We start from the raw sequence: 16,446 nt of genomic DNA on the forward strand, positions 1-16,446 counted from the left end.
TATTTTGTTCATCCTGAATCAGCTTTTGATCTTCATCATTTCATAATGCTGATACGTACTAAGCACATTTTTTTTGCCAATACGCATTGGCATAGTTAGATGGATTATTTCGTTGCAAAACTTGACTAATGTTACGACTCGCAAGCATCAGGGCATCTAGGTCAATGCCAGTCTCATAGCCCATATTGGACAAGAGATAAAATAAGTCTTCAGTCGATACATTACCCGAAGCACCTTTGGCATAAGGACAACCGCCAAGTCCTGCAATCGATGAGTCAAATATGCGGATGCCTTGTGTCAGTGATTGATAGATATTGGCAATTGCCATGCCGTAGGTATTGTGAAAATGGCCTGCTAAAAGTTGTGGTTCAATTCGTTCCAAACATGCATTCCAAACTTTGGAAACACGATCAGGTGTAGCTGTGCCGATGGTTTCACCCAAGGATACTTCGTAGCAACCTAGATCAATTAACTTTGCACTGACTTCAGCAACCTTAGATGGATCAATTGGACCTTCATAAGGGCAGTCGACGATACATGAAACGTATCCGCGTACTTTAATATCATGTTGTTGAGCAAACTGTAATACATCAGCAAACTTCTCAAAACTTTCCTCAATTGAACAATTTATATTCTTTTGAGTGAAGCTTTCAGAAGCAGCGGTGAAAACCGCAACTTCTTTACAGCCTACAGCTAAAGCTGACTCGAATCCCTTAAGGTTTGGTGTCAGTAAGCTGAACTGGATATCTTCATCATGTGGTAGGCTAGCATAGAGTTGATCACTTTCTGCCATTTGAGGTACCCACTTTGCAGATACACAAGAACCGACTTCGATATTCTTCAAACCAGTTTTCATCAAATCAAGAATAAGATTGCGTCTGTCTTCGAATGTTAAGGGTGTTTTTTCATTCTGAAGACCGTCACGAGGTCCAACTTCAACGATTTTCACAAAATTATCGTGATTTGGTGTGGTTTGATTGGTTGTTTTCATCATGCCGCATTCTCCTCAGCAGCTTGAAACTCAACCAGCTCATCACCAGCTTTCACTTGATCACCTTGTTGGAAATAAGCTGCGACTACGACACCATCAAATGGTGCACGTATAGCGTATTCCATTTTCATTGCTTCTAACGTTAATAACACTTCATCTTTTTTTACACGTTGATTTGCTGAAACAAATACTTGTGTCACTGCACCCGGCATTGGTGCTTTTAGATTTGAGTCAGATGAAGATTGATCATTTGTATTAAAATTAGGTTTGATGAGTTCAAATTTAAAAGTCTGCCCATTTTTAAATAGGGTGACCGCATCATTGGTTTTTTTAAAACTGATTTTCTCTTGACCGAAAGAGGTATAGATCGCCATGAGATTTTCATTGAGCAACTGACCTGAGATAGCGTAGCTTTCGCCATCAAGCTGTGCTTCGAACCCTTGTGAAGTTGAGATAAATTCAACTTGATACGTTTGTCCGAGATGTTCAAGTTTTATCGGTGTACGCGCATCAACATTACTTCTCCACAGGGGTTTTGCTTTCCAAACTGGATGGCTTGTACGCTTGGATTCATTTAACTGAGAATGCAGTTCAATAAATGCTGCTGTGACAATTGTTTCAGACGAAGAAGGAGTAGTGGTTTTAAATAGGAACTCATCTTCGCGCTGAATTAAATTAGTATCTAGGTTGGCATTTTTGAAAGAGTCACATGCCACTAAGCGATCTAAAAATGCAATATTGTTGCCTAAGCCTTCGACATGAAAGTGGCTCAAAGCATGATGCATTTGGACGAGTGCTGCTTCACGATTTTCTCCCCATACGATGAGTTTAGCAATCATTGGATCATAGAACGTTGTGATCTCATCACCTTGCACAATGCCACTATCAACACGGACACATTCATTTTGAGTCGGATAATGAAGATAATTAATTTTTCCAATTGCTGGGAGAAATCCTTTCTCTGGCTCTTCTGCATAAACACGAGCTTCAAGTGCATGGCCATGAATTTTTAATTCAGACTGTTGTTTTGGCAAAGGTTCACCATAAGCAACACGTAATTGCCATTCAACCAAATCTTGTCCTGTGATCATTTCCGTCACAGGGTGTTCAACTTGAAGGCGAGTGTTCATTTCCATGAAGTAAGCTGTACCATCTTGCTCAACAATGAACTCAACCGTTCCAGCACCGACATAGTCTACTGCTCGGGCAGCATTAATCGCAGCTTCACGCATCGCTTCGAGTTTAACTTCGGCCATTTTAGGGGCTGGGGCTTCCTCTAGGACTTTTTGGTGACGGCGCTGCACAGAGCAATCACGTTCAAAGAGGTGAACATAATTGCCATGTTTGTCACCAAAAACTTGCACTTCAATATGACGAGGATTGACAACATAACGTTCAATTAGAACGTCATCATTGCCAAAGCTTGATTTCGCTTCACTTTTGCATGAGTTCAGTGCAGGAAGAAAGTCTTCAGCACGCTCAACTAAGCGCATGCCTTTACCACCACCACCTGCACTGGCTTTAATCAGTACAGGATAGCCAATCTGATCAGCTTGTTGTTTTAAGAAATCTGCATCTTGATTGCTACCATGATACCCGGGGGTGAGAGGTACACCTGCTTTTTCCATCAATGCTTTAGATGTTGCCTTTAAACCCATGGCTAAGATGGCAGCCACTGGAGGTCCTATAAAGGTGATGTTGTTTTTTTCACAAGCTTCCGCAAATTGATCATTTTCAGATAGGAAACCATAACCTGGATGGATGGCTTCAGCCCCTGTTTTAAGTGCAGCTTGAATAATACGATCTGCTTGTAAATAACTTTGTGCAGCAGGGGATTCACCAATATAAATAGCTTCATCCGCTAATTTGACATGCTGCGCTTGGGTATCTGCATCTGAGTAAACTGCAACCGTTGCGATACCTAATTTTTGTGCACTACGAATCACACGACATGCAATTTCGCCACGGTTTGCAATGAGAATTTTTTTAAACATATAGAATCCCTTTTTATTGTTCTGCCGTTGCTTGAATCCATGCTGGGCTTTGTTTATTTAAAAAAGCAGTTAAGCCATTTTTGGCTTCATCACCTTGACGTACGTGCGCAATGTGTTGAGCGGTTTGAATCAGTAAATCTTCTGTGACTTCTTGATGATCAACTAAACGAATCAAAGACTTTGATGCAGCTTGAGCTTCAGGGCCACCAAGCAAAATTGCATCAATGATTTCCGATACGGTGGCATCCAACTGTTCTGGCTGACAAACTTCATGGACGAGACCAATATGCTTTGCTTGTTCTGCAGAAATACGTTCAGCAGTGAGAAAATATCGAGATGCTTGACGAGCACCGATGGCACGGATCACGTATGGACTAATCGTTGAAGGTGCTAAACCTAATCTCACTTCTGAAGTGGCAAACTTAGCATCAGTTGAAGCCACACAAATATCGCATGCTGAAGCAAGCCCCATGCCGCCGCCAAATGCAATACCATGGACACGTGCAATAGTCGGTTGTTTCAGCGAGGCTAAACTTTGTAACATTTTGGCAAGTTTCAAAGCATCCTCTTCATTTTCCACTTTTGATGCTTGACCTGCTTGCTTCATCCAATTAAGGTCCGCACCTGCAGAAAAGCTTTTACCACGACCTGCCAAAACGACAACACGAACGTCATCATTAGCATTTAAAGTTGTGAAACAGTGATTCAGCTCTTCTATCACTTGTGTATTGAATGCATTGTGTAATTCAGCACGATTAATCCAAACGGTCGCAACTTGGCGTTCAATTTCAAGCTGTAAAAATTCATAACTCATGTCATTATCTCCTTACATGCGGAACACGCCGAACTGAGTTGGTTCAATTGGTGCATTCAATGCAGCAGCCAAACTCAGACCTAAGACATGACGTGATTCTGCTGGATCAATCACACCGTCATCCCACAACCGTGCAGATGCATAATAAGGGTGTCCTTGCTTTTCAAATTGATCACGATAAGGTTGTTTGAATTGATCTTCTTCTTCAGCTGACCAAGTTTCACCACGTTGCTCAATTTGATCACGCTTAATCGTGGAGAGAACACTAGCAGCTTGTTCACCGCCCATCACGGAAATACGTGAATTCGGCCAAGTCCATAAGAAGCGAGGAGAATATGCTCGACCGCACATTCCATAGTTGCCTGCACCAAAAGAACCACCGACCACCAAGGTGATTTTAGGAACATTTGCGGTCGCTACTGCCATGACCAATTTGGCTCCATTTTTGGCAATACCTTCATTTTCATATTGGCGACCGACCATGAAACCGGTGATATTTTGGATAAAGAGCAATGGAATATTGCGTTGCGTACACAGTTCAATGAAATGCGCACCTTTCTGAGCAGACTCTGAAAATAAAATTCCGTTATTGGCAATGATTCCGACCTTCATGCCGTAGATAGATGCAAAACCTGTAATTAAGGTTGTACCAAAACGAGCCTTAAATTCATCAAGTCTTGAACCATCTACGATACGTGCAATCACTTCACGGATGTCAAAGGGTTTGCGTGAGTCACTCGGAATGACACCATAGAGTTCTTCAGCACTATAAAGTGGTTCTTCAATTTCGGTCTTCAATGCTTTCGGTTCGATATTTAGGTTTTGAACAATATTGCGTGCAATTTGAATCGCATGTTCATCACTTTCTGCAAGATGATCTGCGACACCAGATAAACGGGTATGAACATCGCCACCACCAAGGTCTTCAGCAGTCACCACTTCACCTGTTGCAGCTTTTACCAAAGGTGGACCACCGAGGAAAATCGTGCCTTGATTGCGGACAATAATCGTTTCATCGGACATGGCAGGGACATATGCGCCACCCGCAGTACAACTCCCCATAACCACGGCTATTTGTGCAATACCTTTACTCGACATGCGTGCTTGGTTGTAAAAAATTCGTCCAAAATGATCGCGATCAGGGAATACTTCATCCTGCATTGGCAGAAATGCACCGCCTGAGTCGACCATATAAATACAAGGAAGATGATTTTGTTCAGCAATTTCTTGCGCACGTAAATGTTTTTTTACAGTTAAAGGATAATATGTACCTCCTTTAACTGTTGCATCATTGGCAACGATCATGCATGTCACACCATGCACTTGACCAATACCTGCAACCACACCTGCGGCTGGTACATCGTCAGCATAAACTTGATAAGCAGCGAGTTGACCAATTTCAAGAAAGGCAGTTCCTGCATCAATGAGTTGATCAATGCGCTCACGCGGTAATAGTTTTCCACGTGCTAAATGCTTCTGACGTGCTTTTTCTCCACCACCTAAGGCAATGGTTTGAGCTTGTTTTTTTAAGTCTGCGACCAATTCAAGCATTGCAGCTTGATTGATTTTAAACTCTTCACTACGTGGATTGATTTTACTTTTAATTTCGTTCATCAATGACTTCCTTGTATTAACTTGAATTATTTGGTTTCGTTGAATAACTCACGACCAATTAACATGCGTCGAATTTCAGAAGTTCCTGCACCGATTTCATAGAGTTTGGCATCACGCCACAATCGACCTGTGCTGTAATCATTGATATAACCATTGCCCCCAAGGGTTTGAATAGCTTCACCAGCCATCCAGGTTGCTTTTTCAGCTGAGTAGAGAATGGCACTTGCTGCATCTTTACGTAAACCACGATCATGATCAGCTTTATCACATGCTGCACCCACGGCATAAACCAAAGCCTTGCTCGCCAACCATGTAGAATACATATCCGCAATTTTGCCTTGCATGAGTTGGAATTCACCTAAACATTGACCGAATTGCTTACGTTCATGAATGTATGGGATGACCACATCTAAACATGCATCCATAATGCCTAGTGGTCCACCACTGAGAACTGCACGCTCGTAATCCAATCCACTCATGAGCACTTTTGTACCGTTACCCACACCACCCATCACGTTTTCTTTAGGCACTTTGACATTGTCAAAGAACAGGGGATAAGTATTTGAACCACGCATTCCGAGTTTGTCTAAGTGACTCCCATGACTAAAGCCTTCCATGCCTTTTTCAATAATGAAAGCAGTCATGCCTTTGGCACCAGCATTGATGTCAGTTTTGGCGTAAACCACCAGCACGTCAGCATCTCCACCATTGGTAATCCACATTTTTGAGCCATTAAGTACAAAGTGATCACCATGATCTTCAGCACGTAATTTCATACTAACGACATCTGAACCCGCATTTGGTTCAGACATTGCCAAAGCACCGACATATTCGCCAGAAATTAATTTAGGAAGATATTTTTGTTTTTGTTCTTCGCTACCATTACGGTTAATTTGATTCACACAAAGATTTGAATGTGCCCCGTATGAAAGTCCAATGGAAGCAGATGCTCGTGAAATTTCCTGCATGACAATGATATGAGCCAAATAACCCAGATTGACACCACCGTATTCTTCACTCACGGTAAGTCCAAGTAACCCCATATCACCAAATTTTTTCCATAAGTGAGCTGGAAATAAGTTGTCTTGATCAACTTGTTGAGCAATAGGTGCGATTTCCTTTGCACAGAATGCAGCTACAGAATCACGTAAAGCGATTAGTGTTTCATCTAGTCCAAAGTCGATACTCTGTAAATTCATTTTCATTCATCCTAAAATTTATTTTTTATTTCCAGTGAAGCATTTTGTCCTTGCTTGAGAAATACAATACAGTTATTTTTTAAAAAAGTGAATATAGATTCAGAAAATGATTTATAATTCATTTTAGTTGATTGGGTGAACAATTATGAGTTATAAAAGATCCGCTTTGATGCAAGAGCGTATGGAGCAAAATCGTCAATCGATATTGCAATCCGCGCGCGAACTTATTGCGGGTGGTGGTTTTAAAGATGCACAAGTGCAAGCGATTGCAGATAAATCTGGTGTCTCGAGTGGTTTGGTCTATCGCTATTTTGAGAACAAAAATCAGATTTTGATTGAAGTGCTTTCACAGGCCATCAAAGGTGAGGTCGATATTCTGAATCAGATTGCAAAAAATGATTGGACTTCGACTGAGAAGTTGACAAAGGCCGTCACTGCTTTCGTAAAACGTGCTCTGAATAGCCCTCAACTTGCATATTCACTCATGTTTGAGCCCGTAGACCCAACGATTGAGCATGAACGTTTTAGAAGTAAGCAACTGATAAAACAATCCATTAAGGAGATTCTTGCCGAAGGAAAGGTCAATGGTGAGTTCGAATTTGAAGATTTAAATACAGCTGCATTATGCGTGGTTGGTGCGATGACATTCGTTGTGATTGAACCTTTAAATCCATCGCGTAATGTGATGTTTGATGACGGTTATAAAGGTTATTTCGTTAAGCAAATTGCAGACTTTTGTGTCAATGCAGTTAAGGCAAAGGAGGAAAATTAATTTAATTCACACAAAAGGATGTCATGTTTAAACGAGTAATCGCGTAATTAATAACGAAATATTGGATTGATATAAGAAAATAGAATCAAGGAGTATGATTCAATGACGCAATTACGACTCAGTTATGCCTATGGCACCAGTGAGCAACCCTTATTGGGTATGACCATAGGCCATAAATTTGATCAAGCATGCCTACAATATGCCGATCAGGATGCTGTGGTCAGTGTGCATCAAAATGTACGTTTGACCTATCAGCAGTTACAAGAGAAAGTAAATGCTTTTGCATGTAGTTTATTAAAAATCGGTTTAGAAAAGGGAGATCGTCTAGCGATTTGGTCCCCTAATTGTGTGGAATGGACGATCGCACAATTTGCAGCCTTCAAGGCTGGAATTATTTTGGTCAACTTAAATCCTGCGTATAAAAGCTACGAGCTAGAATACGTACTCAATCGAGTATCTTGCAAAGGATTGATCATTGCATCGACCTTTAAGACGACCAATTATCAAGAAATTTTGACGCAAATTGCACCAGAAATTTTACATACGACCAATGGCGTTTTAAATGCTGAAAAATTGCCGCATTTAAAGTATTTGATCAAAATAGATGATCAACAACATACTGGGTTTTATCGCTTTAGTGATTTATTGGTTGAACCGACTTCAGAGCAGTTAGATCAACTTAATGAGATAGCATCTGGTCTTCAATTCGATGAAACCATCAATATCCAGTTTACCTCCGGAACGACAGGTAGCCCCAAAGGGACCATGCTGACACACAATAATATTCTGAATAACGGGTATTTTGTGGGAGAGGCAATCAAACTGACTTCTCAAGATCGAGTTTGTATTTCTGTACCGTTATTTCATTGCTTTGGTATGGTGATGGGTAATCTCGCCTGTATTACACATGGATCAACCATGATCTATCCATCAGCTGTATTTAATCCTCTTGATAGTCTTAAAGCGATTGAACAAGAGAAATGTACCGCAGCTTATGGTGTGCCTACCATGTTTATTGCCATGCTTGATCATGAGCAATTTGACGAATTTGATTTGACTACATTGCGTACTGGCATTATGGCTGGCAGTCCATGTCCAAAAGAAATCATGAAGCGCGTCATTGAGCGTATGCATATGCGAGATATCACGATTTGTTATGGCATGACTGAAACAGCGCCAGTAAGCGCACAAAGTTCGATCACAGATTCGCTAGAACAACGAGTGAGCACTGTTGGTCGAGTTCATCCACATATCGAAATTAAAATAGTCGATGAACACGGTAAAGTAGTGCCTCGTGGCAAACTCGGAGAGTTGTGTGTACGAGGATACTCAGTCATGCTGGGCTATTGGGATGAAGAAGAAAAAACCCGAGAAGTCGTAGATGTCGCAAAATGGATGCATACCGGTGATATCGCTGAAATGGATGATGAAGGCTTTATCAAAATCAAAGGTCGCATTAAAGATGTTGTGATTCGGGGAGGTGAGAATTTATTCCCTAAAGAGATTGAAGACTTCTTATATAAACATCCGGCTGTTAGCGATGTTCAAGTCATTGGGCTTCCTGACCCGAAATATGGCGAAGAGTTATGTGCTTGTATTATTTTGCATGAAGGACATGAATGTTCTGAACAAGTGATCAAAGATTACTGCAAAGCCAATATCTCACATAATAAAGTGCCACGATATGTACATTTTCTTAAAGAGTTCCCAATGACTGCTTCTGGTAAGGCCCAGAAGTTTAAACTCCAAGAATATATGCGTGAGCAACTCAATATTTTTGATGAGAGTGCTTAATCGTCATTGAGTGATATTTTTAACTTTAAGCAGAAAATAACAAAGCCGAACTTAGTTCACTAAGCTCGGCTTAATTTTAAAAATAGTCGAAGAGTGAGATGGCAAAGAATTTTGATCACCCAAAAATCGTAGAAAACTACGATGTGCATATCAGACAGCTGATACCAGGATATGAACTCATGCATCTACATATACTGGCGCTGCTTGAAACTCATCTCAAAGAAGAGGCTAAAATTGCCATTGTCGGGTGCGGAACTGGATTTGAACTGAATTATTTATTAGATCATTTTACAAAGGCGGAGTTTGTTGTGTTTGATCCATCGGCAGCGATGCTTGAAAAAACAGAACAGATCGTTCAGTTTAAGCACCAAATGCACCGAGTCACAATTCTGCAAGGTGACACGACTGTGCTGCAGAAATATCCTGAAAATTTTGATGCAGTATTGAGTATTTTGGTTTTTCATTTTGTTTCACATGCATGCAAAAAGAGTTTTTTAGGTGATATTTACCATGCTTTGAAACAAGATGGCGTGGTTCTGAGTTTCGATCTGATGCAATTTGAAGAACCAAATGATCAGTTAGTATTAAAAAATTTGGTGACAAAAATAGGATTAAGTGAAAAACAAAGTCAGATCATGTTGGAAAGAATACATGATGACTTTAATTTAATGACGGTGAAAGAGATGAAGAATCTATACCTTCAGGCTGGTTATCAAAATTTAAGAACTTTTTGTCAAATGTCTAATTTTTATGGATTAAAAGCAGTAAAGTGATAATTTCATATTTAGAATAACCTATTCATTTTATCTTATATGAAAATCCTACAAATGGTTATATATCTAAAATGAAAAAGGATTATGATAAAAGTATTGTTTTATGAATATAAGGATTGTTCATGACCACAGAGACTCAATTTCCACAAACTTCTAATCGTGGAATCGCGGTATACAGTAATAACGCTGAAGCGATTGGTAATACACCGCTTATTCGCATTAATCGTGTGATACAGGGTGGGGCTACAGTTCTTGTTAAAGTGGAAGCACGTAACCCAGCATTTTCAGTAAAATGCCGTGTTGGTGCAGCTTTGATTGCAGATGCAGAACAACGTGGTGTGCTTAAAGCAGGAATGCATATTGTTGAACCTACGAGTGGTAATACTGGAATTGCGCTAGCTTTTGTTGCTGCTGCTAAAGGTTATGACATCACACTGACTATGCCTGCAAGTATGAGTATCGAGCGCCGTAAAGTACTCAAAGCATTGGGTGCTCATTTAGTATTAACCGATCCTGCTAAAGGGATGAATGGTGCTGTTCAAGAAGCAGAACGTTTAGTTGCTGAGAACCCAAAGCTTTATTATTTACCTCAGCAATTTGAAAACCCAGCAAATCCTGCCATTCATGAAACTACAACTGGACCTGAAATTTTTGAAGCAACGGGTGGTAAGGTTGATATTTTAGTGGCTGGTGTAGGTACGGGAGGTACGATCTCTGGTATTTCGCGTTATTTTGAGAAAGTTAAAAATCAAGCCCTTTACTCAGTTGCAGTTGAACCAGCAGACTCACCAATTATTGGACAAGCGAAGCGTGGCGAAACACTGACTCCGGGACCACATAAAATCCAAGGCATTGGTGCAAACTTTATTCCTAAGAACCTAGATTTAGATTTGGTGGATGAAGTTATCGCGATTGAAAATCAAACTGCAATTGATTTTGCTCGTCAATCTGCAATCAAAGAAGGGATTTTTGTGGGGATTTCAAGTGGTGCAGCATTAGCGGCCGCTCATGAACTTGCTCAACGTCCTGAAAATGCAGGTAAAACCATAGTGGTGATTTTACCTGATGCTGGAGAGCGCTATTTATCTTCAGTTTTATTTGAAGATATCTCAGCAGATTAACGAGAAAATCAAAGCATTCTAAAAAAACGGTCTTCATAGCCGTTTTTTTTTGATTTATTCGATTAAAACAATTTTTAACTCTTCTTAAGTTACCAATCATTTTAAATTTATTACATCACACGACTATTTTCACAGTTTTGAACGCGATATCTTTAAGCGAATTTTTTCTAATAAAAAAATGAATGAACGACTTTAATCATCCTATTTATATTATCGGCGCTGGTGTTGCAGGATTAAGTTGTGCTCAGCATTTAAAATCAGCAGGATTTAATGTTGTTGTTTTAGAAGCACGTGATCGTATAGGTGGGAGAATACATACACAAAACATTGATGGTCATTGTTTTGACCTTGGTGCATCATGGATACATGGTATTGATAATAATCCGATATGGAAAATTGCAGAGTCCAATCGGATAAGTACTCAAGTTTTTAATTATGATCAAGTGGATTATTTTCATGCCAATGGTCAGCTATTTACCGAACAAGAGAGCTTAGAATTTGAAAAATGCCTTCGTGATGTTCAGAAGGTTTTTCAAAATAAATCAAAAGAGCAGGATATCTCCGCTTTTGAGCAACTTGAGAATGTTTTAGGAAAGATACGTTTTCAACTTCATTATTTTGATCGAGACGTCATCACACAAAAAATTAAGCGGTATTACTCAAGGCTTGCCAATGATCCTTTTGCGACTGGTTTAGAGCAATTAGCCCATAATTTTATGGATTTTGAAGGCTACTTCTCAGGCGATGAAATGATATTTCCAAAAGGTTATGAACAGATTGTTAAAGTTCTGGCTACTGATTTAGAGATTCATACGAATGCAGATATTGTTGAAATCGATCATGACTCTCATCAAGTGCAGATAAAAACAGCATGTGGTCAGCTTTACATAGGTTCTCAAGTTGTGGTGACAGTTCCACTCGGTATTTTAAAGCAAGATAAAATTAAGTTTGAGCCGCCTTTGCCTAGTGGATTAGTCCGATCGATTCAAAAGCTGGGTTTTGGATCTTTCAATAAAATATTTATACAATTTTCAAAAGCTCTAGAATTTAATGGGAATGCACTTAAACACAATACGGCATTTTTTTGGGATGAGCGTGAGCTGTATAGTATTTTAGATTTTAGTCGTTTATATAATAAACCGACTTATCTACTTCTCGTTGGAGGTACAAAGTCAGAATGGGTTGATCAAGCAACGGATCAACAGGTGCATGAATATATCAAGAAAATATTGAAGATTTGCATGCACTCCAATGAAATTCAGAACATCATAATTACCCGCTGGGGAAGTGATCCGTTTAGTTTAGGTTCATTTAGTTTTCCAAAAGTTGAACATACTAAAGATGATGTAGAGATCTTTAAAAAAGAGCATCCAGCGCAAGTATATTTTGCAGGTGAACATTGTCATACCGATTATGCAGGTACTGTGCATGGTGCATATCTGTCAGGTCGTGATACTGCTAATTTAATTATTCGTAGTGGCTTAAATATAAAGCTGTAACTGATGTACAGTTACAGCTTTATTTAGTTAGTATGAGTGAGTTGAGAAATTAACCTGAACTCACATTAATACATGTCCATATTCTTCGCGAAGTTTTCTTTTTAGCATTTTTCCAGTGCCGCTAAGCGGTATGGCATCGACAAAAATCACTTTATCTGGAGTTTGCCATTTAGCAATTTTATCAGCATAGTAATCAATGAGTTGTTGTTCAGTGATTTGGCTATTAGGATGTTTAACGGCGATTAAGACAGGTCTTTCATCCCACTTTGGATGTTGTGCTGCGATGACCGCAGCCATCGCAATTTCTGGGTGACCCATTGCGATATTTTCAAGCTCTACAGAAGAGATCCATTCTCCACCAGATTTAATCAAGTCTTTGGCACGATCACTAATATGCAGATAGCCATCAGCATCTATAGACGCAATATCTCCAGTATCAAACCATCCATCACTGGTCAATGGTGAGTCGGACTGACCAAAGTATTTGTCAACAATCCAATGTCCTTTGATTTGTAAATTACCAATAGTCTCACCATCATGTGGAACAAGATCGGTTCCTCTTTCTTCAGACACTAAACGAATCCTGACTCCAAACGGCGGGCGACCTTGGGAAAGACGTAGATTTGCTTGTTGATCCTGAGAAAGTTGTTTATGTTTGGCTTTGAATTGATTGGCAGTGCCAAGTGGACTAGCTTCAGTCATCCCCCATGCATGAATGGTTTCACAATCATATACATCACGGAATGTCGCTAACATGCTTGGTGGGCAAGCCGAGCCACCAATGACATTACGTTTTAAAGAGGTCAGTGAACTGTTCATTGCTTTTGCAGCAATCAACAAGCTTTGCCAAATGGTAGGAACACCAAGTGCAACAGTCACTTCATATTGATCAATGAGTTTAACTAGACTCTCACCATCAAGACCCGGCCCTGGTAATATAATCGAAGCACCTACCATCGCTGCGGCATAAGGTGTTCCCCATGCATGAACGTGAAACATCGGAACTACAGGTAAAATAATATCTTTGGCTGATAGATTGAGTGAGTCAGGTAAGCTGGCCGCTAAACTGTGAAGAACAGTTGAGCGATGAGAATAGAGAGCACCTTTAGGATTGCCTGTTGTTCCAGAGGTATAACATAGTGAACTAGCAGTGGTTTCATCAAATTCAGGCCATGTATATTCTGCAGTTTGACCAGCAATTAAATCATCGTAGAACAAGACTTCGGGTAAGGATTGACGAATCTTTTCATCAGGTGCATCTAAGCAGATGAAATGTTGCACCAGTGGAATATGTGCTTTTATTCCTGTAATCAAAGGTAGGAATGTTTTATCAAAAATAATCGCTTTATCTTGTGCATCATTAATAATGAAAATCAGTTGTTCTGGAAATAATCTTGGGTTAATGGTGTGACAGATTAAACCACTACCAGAAATAGCATACCAAGCCTCTAAATGACGATGATTGTTCCAAGCTAATGTTGCAATACAATCGCCGTGAATGAGTTTAAGTTCATTTAATGCCTTTGCACCACGTTTAGCATTATCCGATACATCGCCCCAATTGGTTTCGTAAAGTGTGCCATCGGTGTTTTTTGAAACGATCAGGGTGTCTTTATGAAATTCAGCAGCATGTTCTAGTAAACTGCTGATTAATAAAGGTTGAAACATCATACGTCCGTGCATGCAAAGCTCCTGCTATTGATCATTTAAGTTGTTATTTTGAGTTGATTATACTTATGTAAGGTGAGTGCTCACGATTAACGTAACACTCACTGATGACCTAGAAATACACTAAATTATGCAGTCAGTAAAGAACCAACTAATTTACGGATTGAAACCAAAGGTTTACGCTCTGGAATGATGACACCAGCAGTTTTAAGGTCAGATACGAGTTCTGCACGGAAGTCATTATAGTCAACTTCTGCTGCATGTCGTTGACCGCCTTCAAAGTTGTAATGTGGATGATCTAACTCATGCTGAATCGCTTTTTTCATATCAGCTGGACGTTTATATTTTCCTAAAATTTCCTGACATGCCAAATTGGCTTGATGATCTGAAATTGGCCAAATACAACCTAATGGTTGGAATAAACCAATGAAATAAAGATTGTCATGTTCGGCATGCATCATTTTACGGTAAAGCGGTAATTTTTCAGCATGTTGGAAATCTATAAAATCTTTATCGAAGAAAGGGAAGACGGTCCAGAAACCAGTACAACAACAAATAATATCAAACTCTTGTTGAGTACCATCGACGAATTCTACAATTTTACCATTGAGACGCTTGATCGCTGGTTTTGGTTTGATTTTACCGTGACGCACATAGTCAATGAAGTCAGAGTTCGCCGTTGGATGTTGTGTCAGCATCGGTTTGTCATTTACAGGCAAGCCAAAATCTGCGTAATTTCCACTGAATGCTTTTACCAATTTGGTCAGAATTTTTTGGCGCATTTTGGGCGGAAGTTTTTCCATTGACTTGACGAGTATGTCTGCGGGATGTCCAAACATAAATTTTGGAACAAACCATTGTGGACTGCGCATCGATATATACACATCTTTTGAGACACGTGCTGATTCTACGGCAACATCACAGCCTGAATTACCTGCACCAATGACTAAAATTTTCTTTCCACGCCAGTCGTCATTTACACCTTTAAAATCATGTGAATGCATCCACTTGCCAGTAAATTCACCTTCATACTCAGGGTATTTTGGTTTCCAGTGATGACCATTTGCAACCATTAAATAGTCATATATTTTCTGTTGTTCTTTACCTTGATCATCGGTGTAATCCACCACCCATTTTTTATTTTCATTTTTATGAATATGGTTAATAGTGTGATGAAATTTAATCTTGTCATATACACCAAAATGTTTGGCATAATTTTCAAAATACTGCTGTAGATGATCATGTCGTGGATAATCAGGGTAACTGTCTGGCATTGGATAATCTTCATATTCAGACATTGTACGCGAGCTAATAATGTGTGTATTCTCATAGACTGAAGAATGACCAGTTTTAGAATTAAACACCCAATTCCCACCGACTTTGTCATTTTTCTCGAAGATATCGTATGCAATACCATTTTGTTGACAATTTTTAGCAGCCGTAATTCCTGACGGACCTGCACCAATGATACAGACTGTGTTCATATTCATATCCTTGAATGATGTTCTTTTTATTTATAACCAACTATAGTTGGTTTTATGACTATAATCGATTTATTTTTAAACAGCAAGACAGGGGATTTGTTTAAATGCTTTTTGATGAAATTAAGCTTCCTGTACAAAAAAGAAGTAAAGCAAGGTTAGAACTTGTATTAGAAACAACGAAGAAAATATTAGAAGAACAAGGCATCAATCACTGTACTATTCCCGAAATTGCAGCACAGTCCGATCTTCCTAAGATTACGATTTATCAATACTTTCCAACAGTTAATCATTTGTTCAGCATATTGGTGAAACGTTATTTAGATGAACTGCAGGCCTATGTTTTGTTTAAAAATGAGTGCTATCAAACTTGGTCAACACGTGATATTTGTTTTGATCTAATTTCTAAGGTGGCTGAGTTCTACAATTCAAATCCTGCTGCAAGTATTTTGATTCTGGGTGGGCCAGTACATGTTGATGGTTTTAATTTACAGGAAATCGTGATTGAGAAGATTGCTCATGATTTACAAGCGGTATTTGAGCAGAAAGTACATCCGCTGAAATTGAATAGAAAAGAGGAAGCGGTGTATCTGGTTGAAATGGTTTTTGCATTAATGAAACACAGCTACTATCAGCATCAACAAGTCACTGATGACATTCTAAAAGAATGCCATTTCATCAGTGAATTTTACTTAAGCAGTAAGGGATATAACTACCAACTTTGAA

The 16,446-nt window shown here is 39.4% G+C and carries 13 protein-coding genes; 6 read left to right on the forward strand and 7 right to left on the reverse strand.

Annotation, left to right across the window (positions count from 1 at the left end):
* Nucleotides 1-58: 58 nt before the first annotated feature.
* The 5 genes from AC1M85_RS06750 to AC1M85_RS06770 are packed head-to-tail and all read right to left on the reverse strand — an operon-like array spanning nucleotide 59 to nucleotide 6,612.
* Nucleotides 59-991: a hydroxymethylglutaryl-CoA lyase gene (locus tag AC1M85_RS06750; RefSeq protein WP_092768465.1), complete on the reverse strand. Its 933-nt coding sequence runs from the start codon at nucleotides 989-991 to the stop codon at nucleotides 59-61.
* Complete coding sequence (locus tag AC1M85_RS06755) at nucleotides 991-2,985, reverse strand: acetyl/propionyl/methylcrotonyl-CoA carboxylase subunit alpha (RefSeq protein WP_488213794.1); 1,995 nt, start codon at nucleotides 2,983-2,985, stop codon at nucleotides 991-993. The genes AC1M85_RS06750 and AC1M85_RS06755 overlap by 1 nt, the downstream gene beginning before the upstream one ends.
* A gap of 13 nt (nucleotides 2,986-2,998) precedes the next feature.
* Nucleotides 2,999-3,799, reverse strand: coding sequence for an enoyl-CoA hydratase/isomerase family protein (locus AC1M85_RS06760; RefSeq protein ID WP_488213795.1), 801 nt, complete (start codon nucleotides 3,797-3,799; stop codon nucleotides 2,999-3,001).
* A gap of 12 nt (nucleotides 3,800-3,811) precedes the next feature.
* On the reverse strand, nucleotides 3,812-5,413 hold the full coding sequence (locus AC1M85_RS06765; protein ID WP_481614302.1) for a carboxyl transferase domain-containing protein: 1,602 nt from the start codon (nucleotides 5,411-5,413) through the stop codon (nucleotides 3,812-3,814).
* A 26-nt stretch (nucleotides 5,414-5,439) separates the two neighbouring features.
* On the reverse strand, nucleotides 5,440-6,612 hold the full coding sequence (locus tag AC1M85_RS06770) for an isovaleryl-CoA dehydrogenase (RefSeq protein WP_092768404.1): 1,173 nt from the start codon (nucleotides 6,610-6,612) through the stop codon (nucleotides 5,440-5,442).
* A gap of 145 nt (nucleotides 6,613-6,757) precedes the next feature.
* Here AC1M85_RS06770 and AC1M85_RS06775 point away from each other — a divergent pair, with 145 nt between their 5' ends.
* The 5 genes from AC1M85_RS06775 (at nucleotide 6,758) to AC1M85_RS06795 (ending at nucleotide 12,571) form a co-directional block, all read left to right on the forward strand.
* On the forward strand, nucleotides 6,758-7,384 hold the full coding sequence (locus tag AC1M85_RS06775) for a TetR/AcrR family transcriptional regulator (RefSeq protein ID WP_488213796.1): 627 nt from the start codon (nucleotides 6,758-6,760) through the stop codon (nucleotides 7,382-7,384).
* A 102-nt stretch (nucleotides 7,385-7,486) separates the two neighbouring features.
* Entirely contained in the window at nucleotides 7,487-9,178 is a 1,692-nt protein-coding gene (locus AC1M85_RS06780) for an AMP-binding protein (RefSeq protein WP_180028887.1), read from the forward strand.
* A 98-nt stretch (nucleotides 9,179-9,276) separates the two neighbouring features.
* The gene (locus AC1M85_RS06785; RefSeq protein WP_488213797.1) at nucleotides 9,277-9,951 is read left to right on the forward strand and encodes a class I SAM-dependent methyltransferase; all 675 of its coding nucleotides are present in this window, start codon (nucleotides 9,277-9,279) and stop codon (nucleotides 9,949-9,951) included.
* A 122-nt stretch (nucleotides 9,952-10,073) separates the two neighbouring features.
* Entirely contained in the window at nucleotides 10,074-11,072 is a 999-nt protein-coding gene (gene cysK / locus AC1M85_RS06790; protein ID WP_488213798.1) for a cysteine synthase A, read from the forward strand.
* Nucleotides 11,073-11,254: 182 nt separating this feature from the next.
* A complete protein-coding gene (locus AC1M85_RS06795) occupies nucleotides 11,255-12,571 on the forward strand; it encodes a flavin monoamine oxidase family protein (protein WP_488213799.1) in 1,317 nt (438 codons plus the stop codon).
* 60 nt (nucleotides 12,572-12,631) lie between these two features.
* On the opposite strand, the gene AC1M85_RS06800 is transcribed toward AC1M85_RS06795, so the two are convergent.
* Both AC1M85_RS06800 and AC1M85_RS06805 read right to left on the reverse strand, forming a co-directional pair.
* Nucleotides 12,632-14,254, reverse strand: coding sequence for a long-chain-fatty-acid--CoA ligase (locus tag AC1M85_RS06800; RefSeq protein ID WP_488213800.1), 1,623 nt, complete (start codon nucleotides 14,252-14,254; stop codon nucleotides 12,632-12,634).
* A gap of 113 nt (nucleotides 14,255-14,367) precedes the next feature.
* On the reverse strand, nucleotides 14,368-15,723 hold the full coding sequence (locus AC1M85_RS06805; RefSeq protein WP_218947418.1) for a flavin-containing monooxygenase: 1,356 nt from the start codon (nucleotides 15,721-15,723) through the stop codon (nucleotides 14,368-14,370).
* Nucleotides 15,724-15,827: 104 nt separating this feature from the next.
* Between AC1M85_RS06805 and AC1M85_RS06810 the strand changes: the two genes are divergently transcribed.
* Nucleotides 15,828-16,445: a TetR/AcrR family transcriptional regulator gene (locus AC1M85_RS06810; protein ID WP_035270045.1), complete on the forward strand. Its 618-nt coding sequence runs from the start codon at nucleotides 15,828-15,830 to the stop codon at nucleotides 16,443-16,445.
* Nucleotide 16,446: the final 1 nt, after the last annotated feature.

The organism is Acinetobacter sp. 24-47-64 (genome assembly GCF_057737055.1).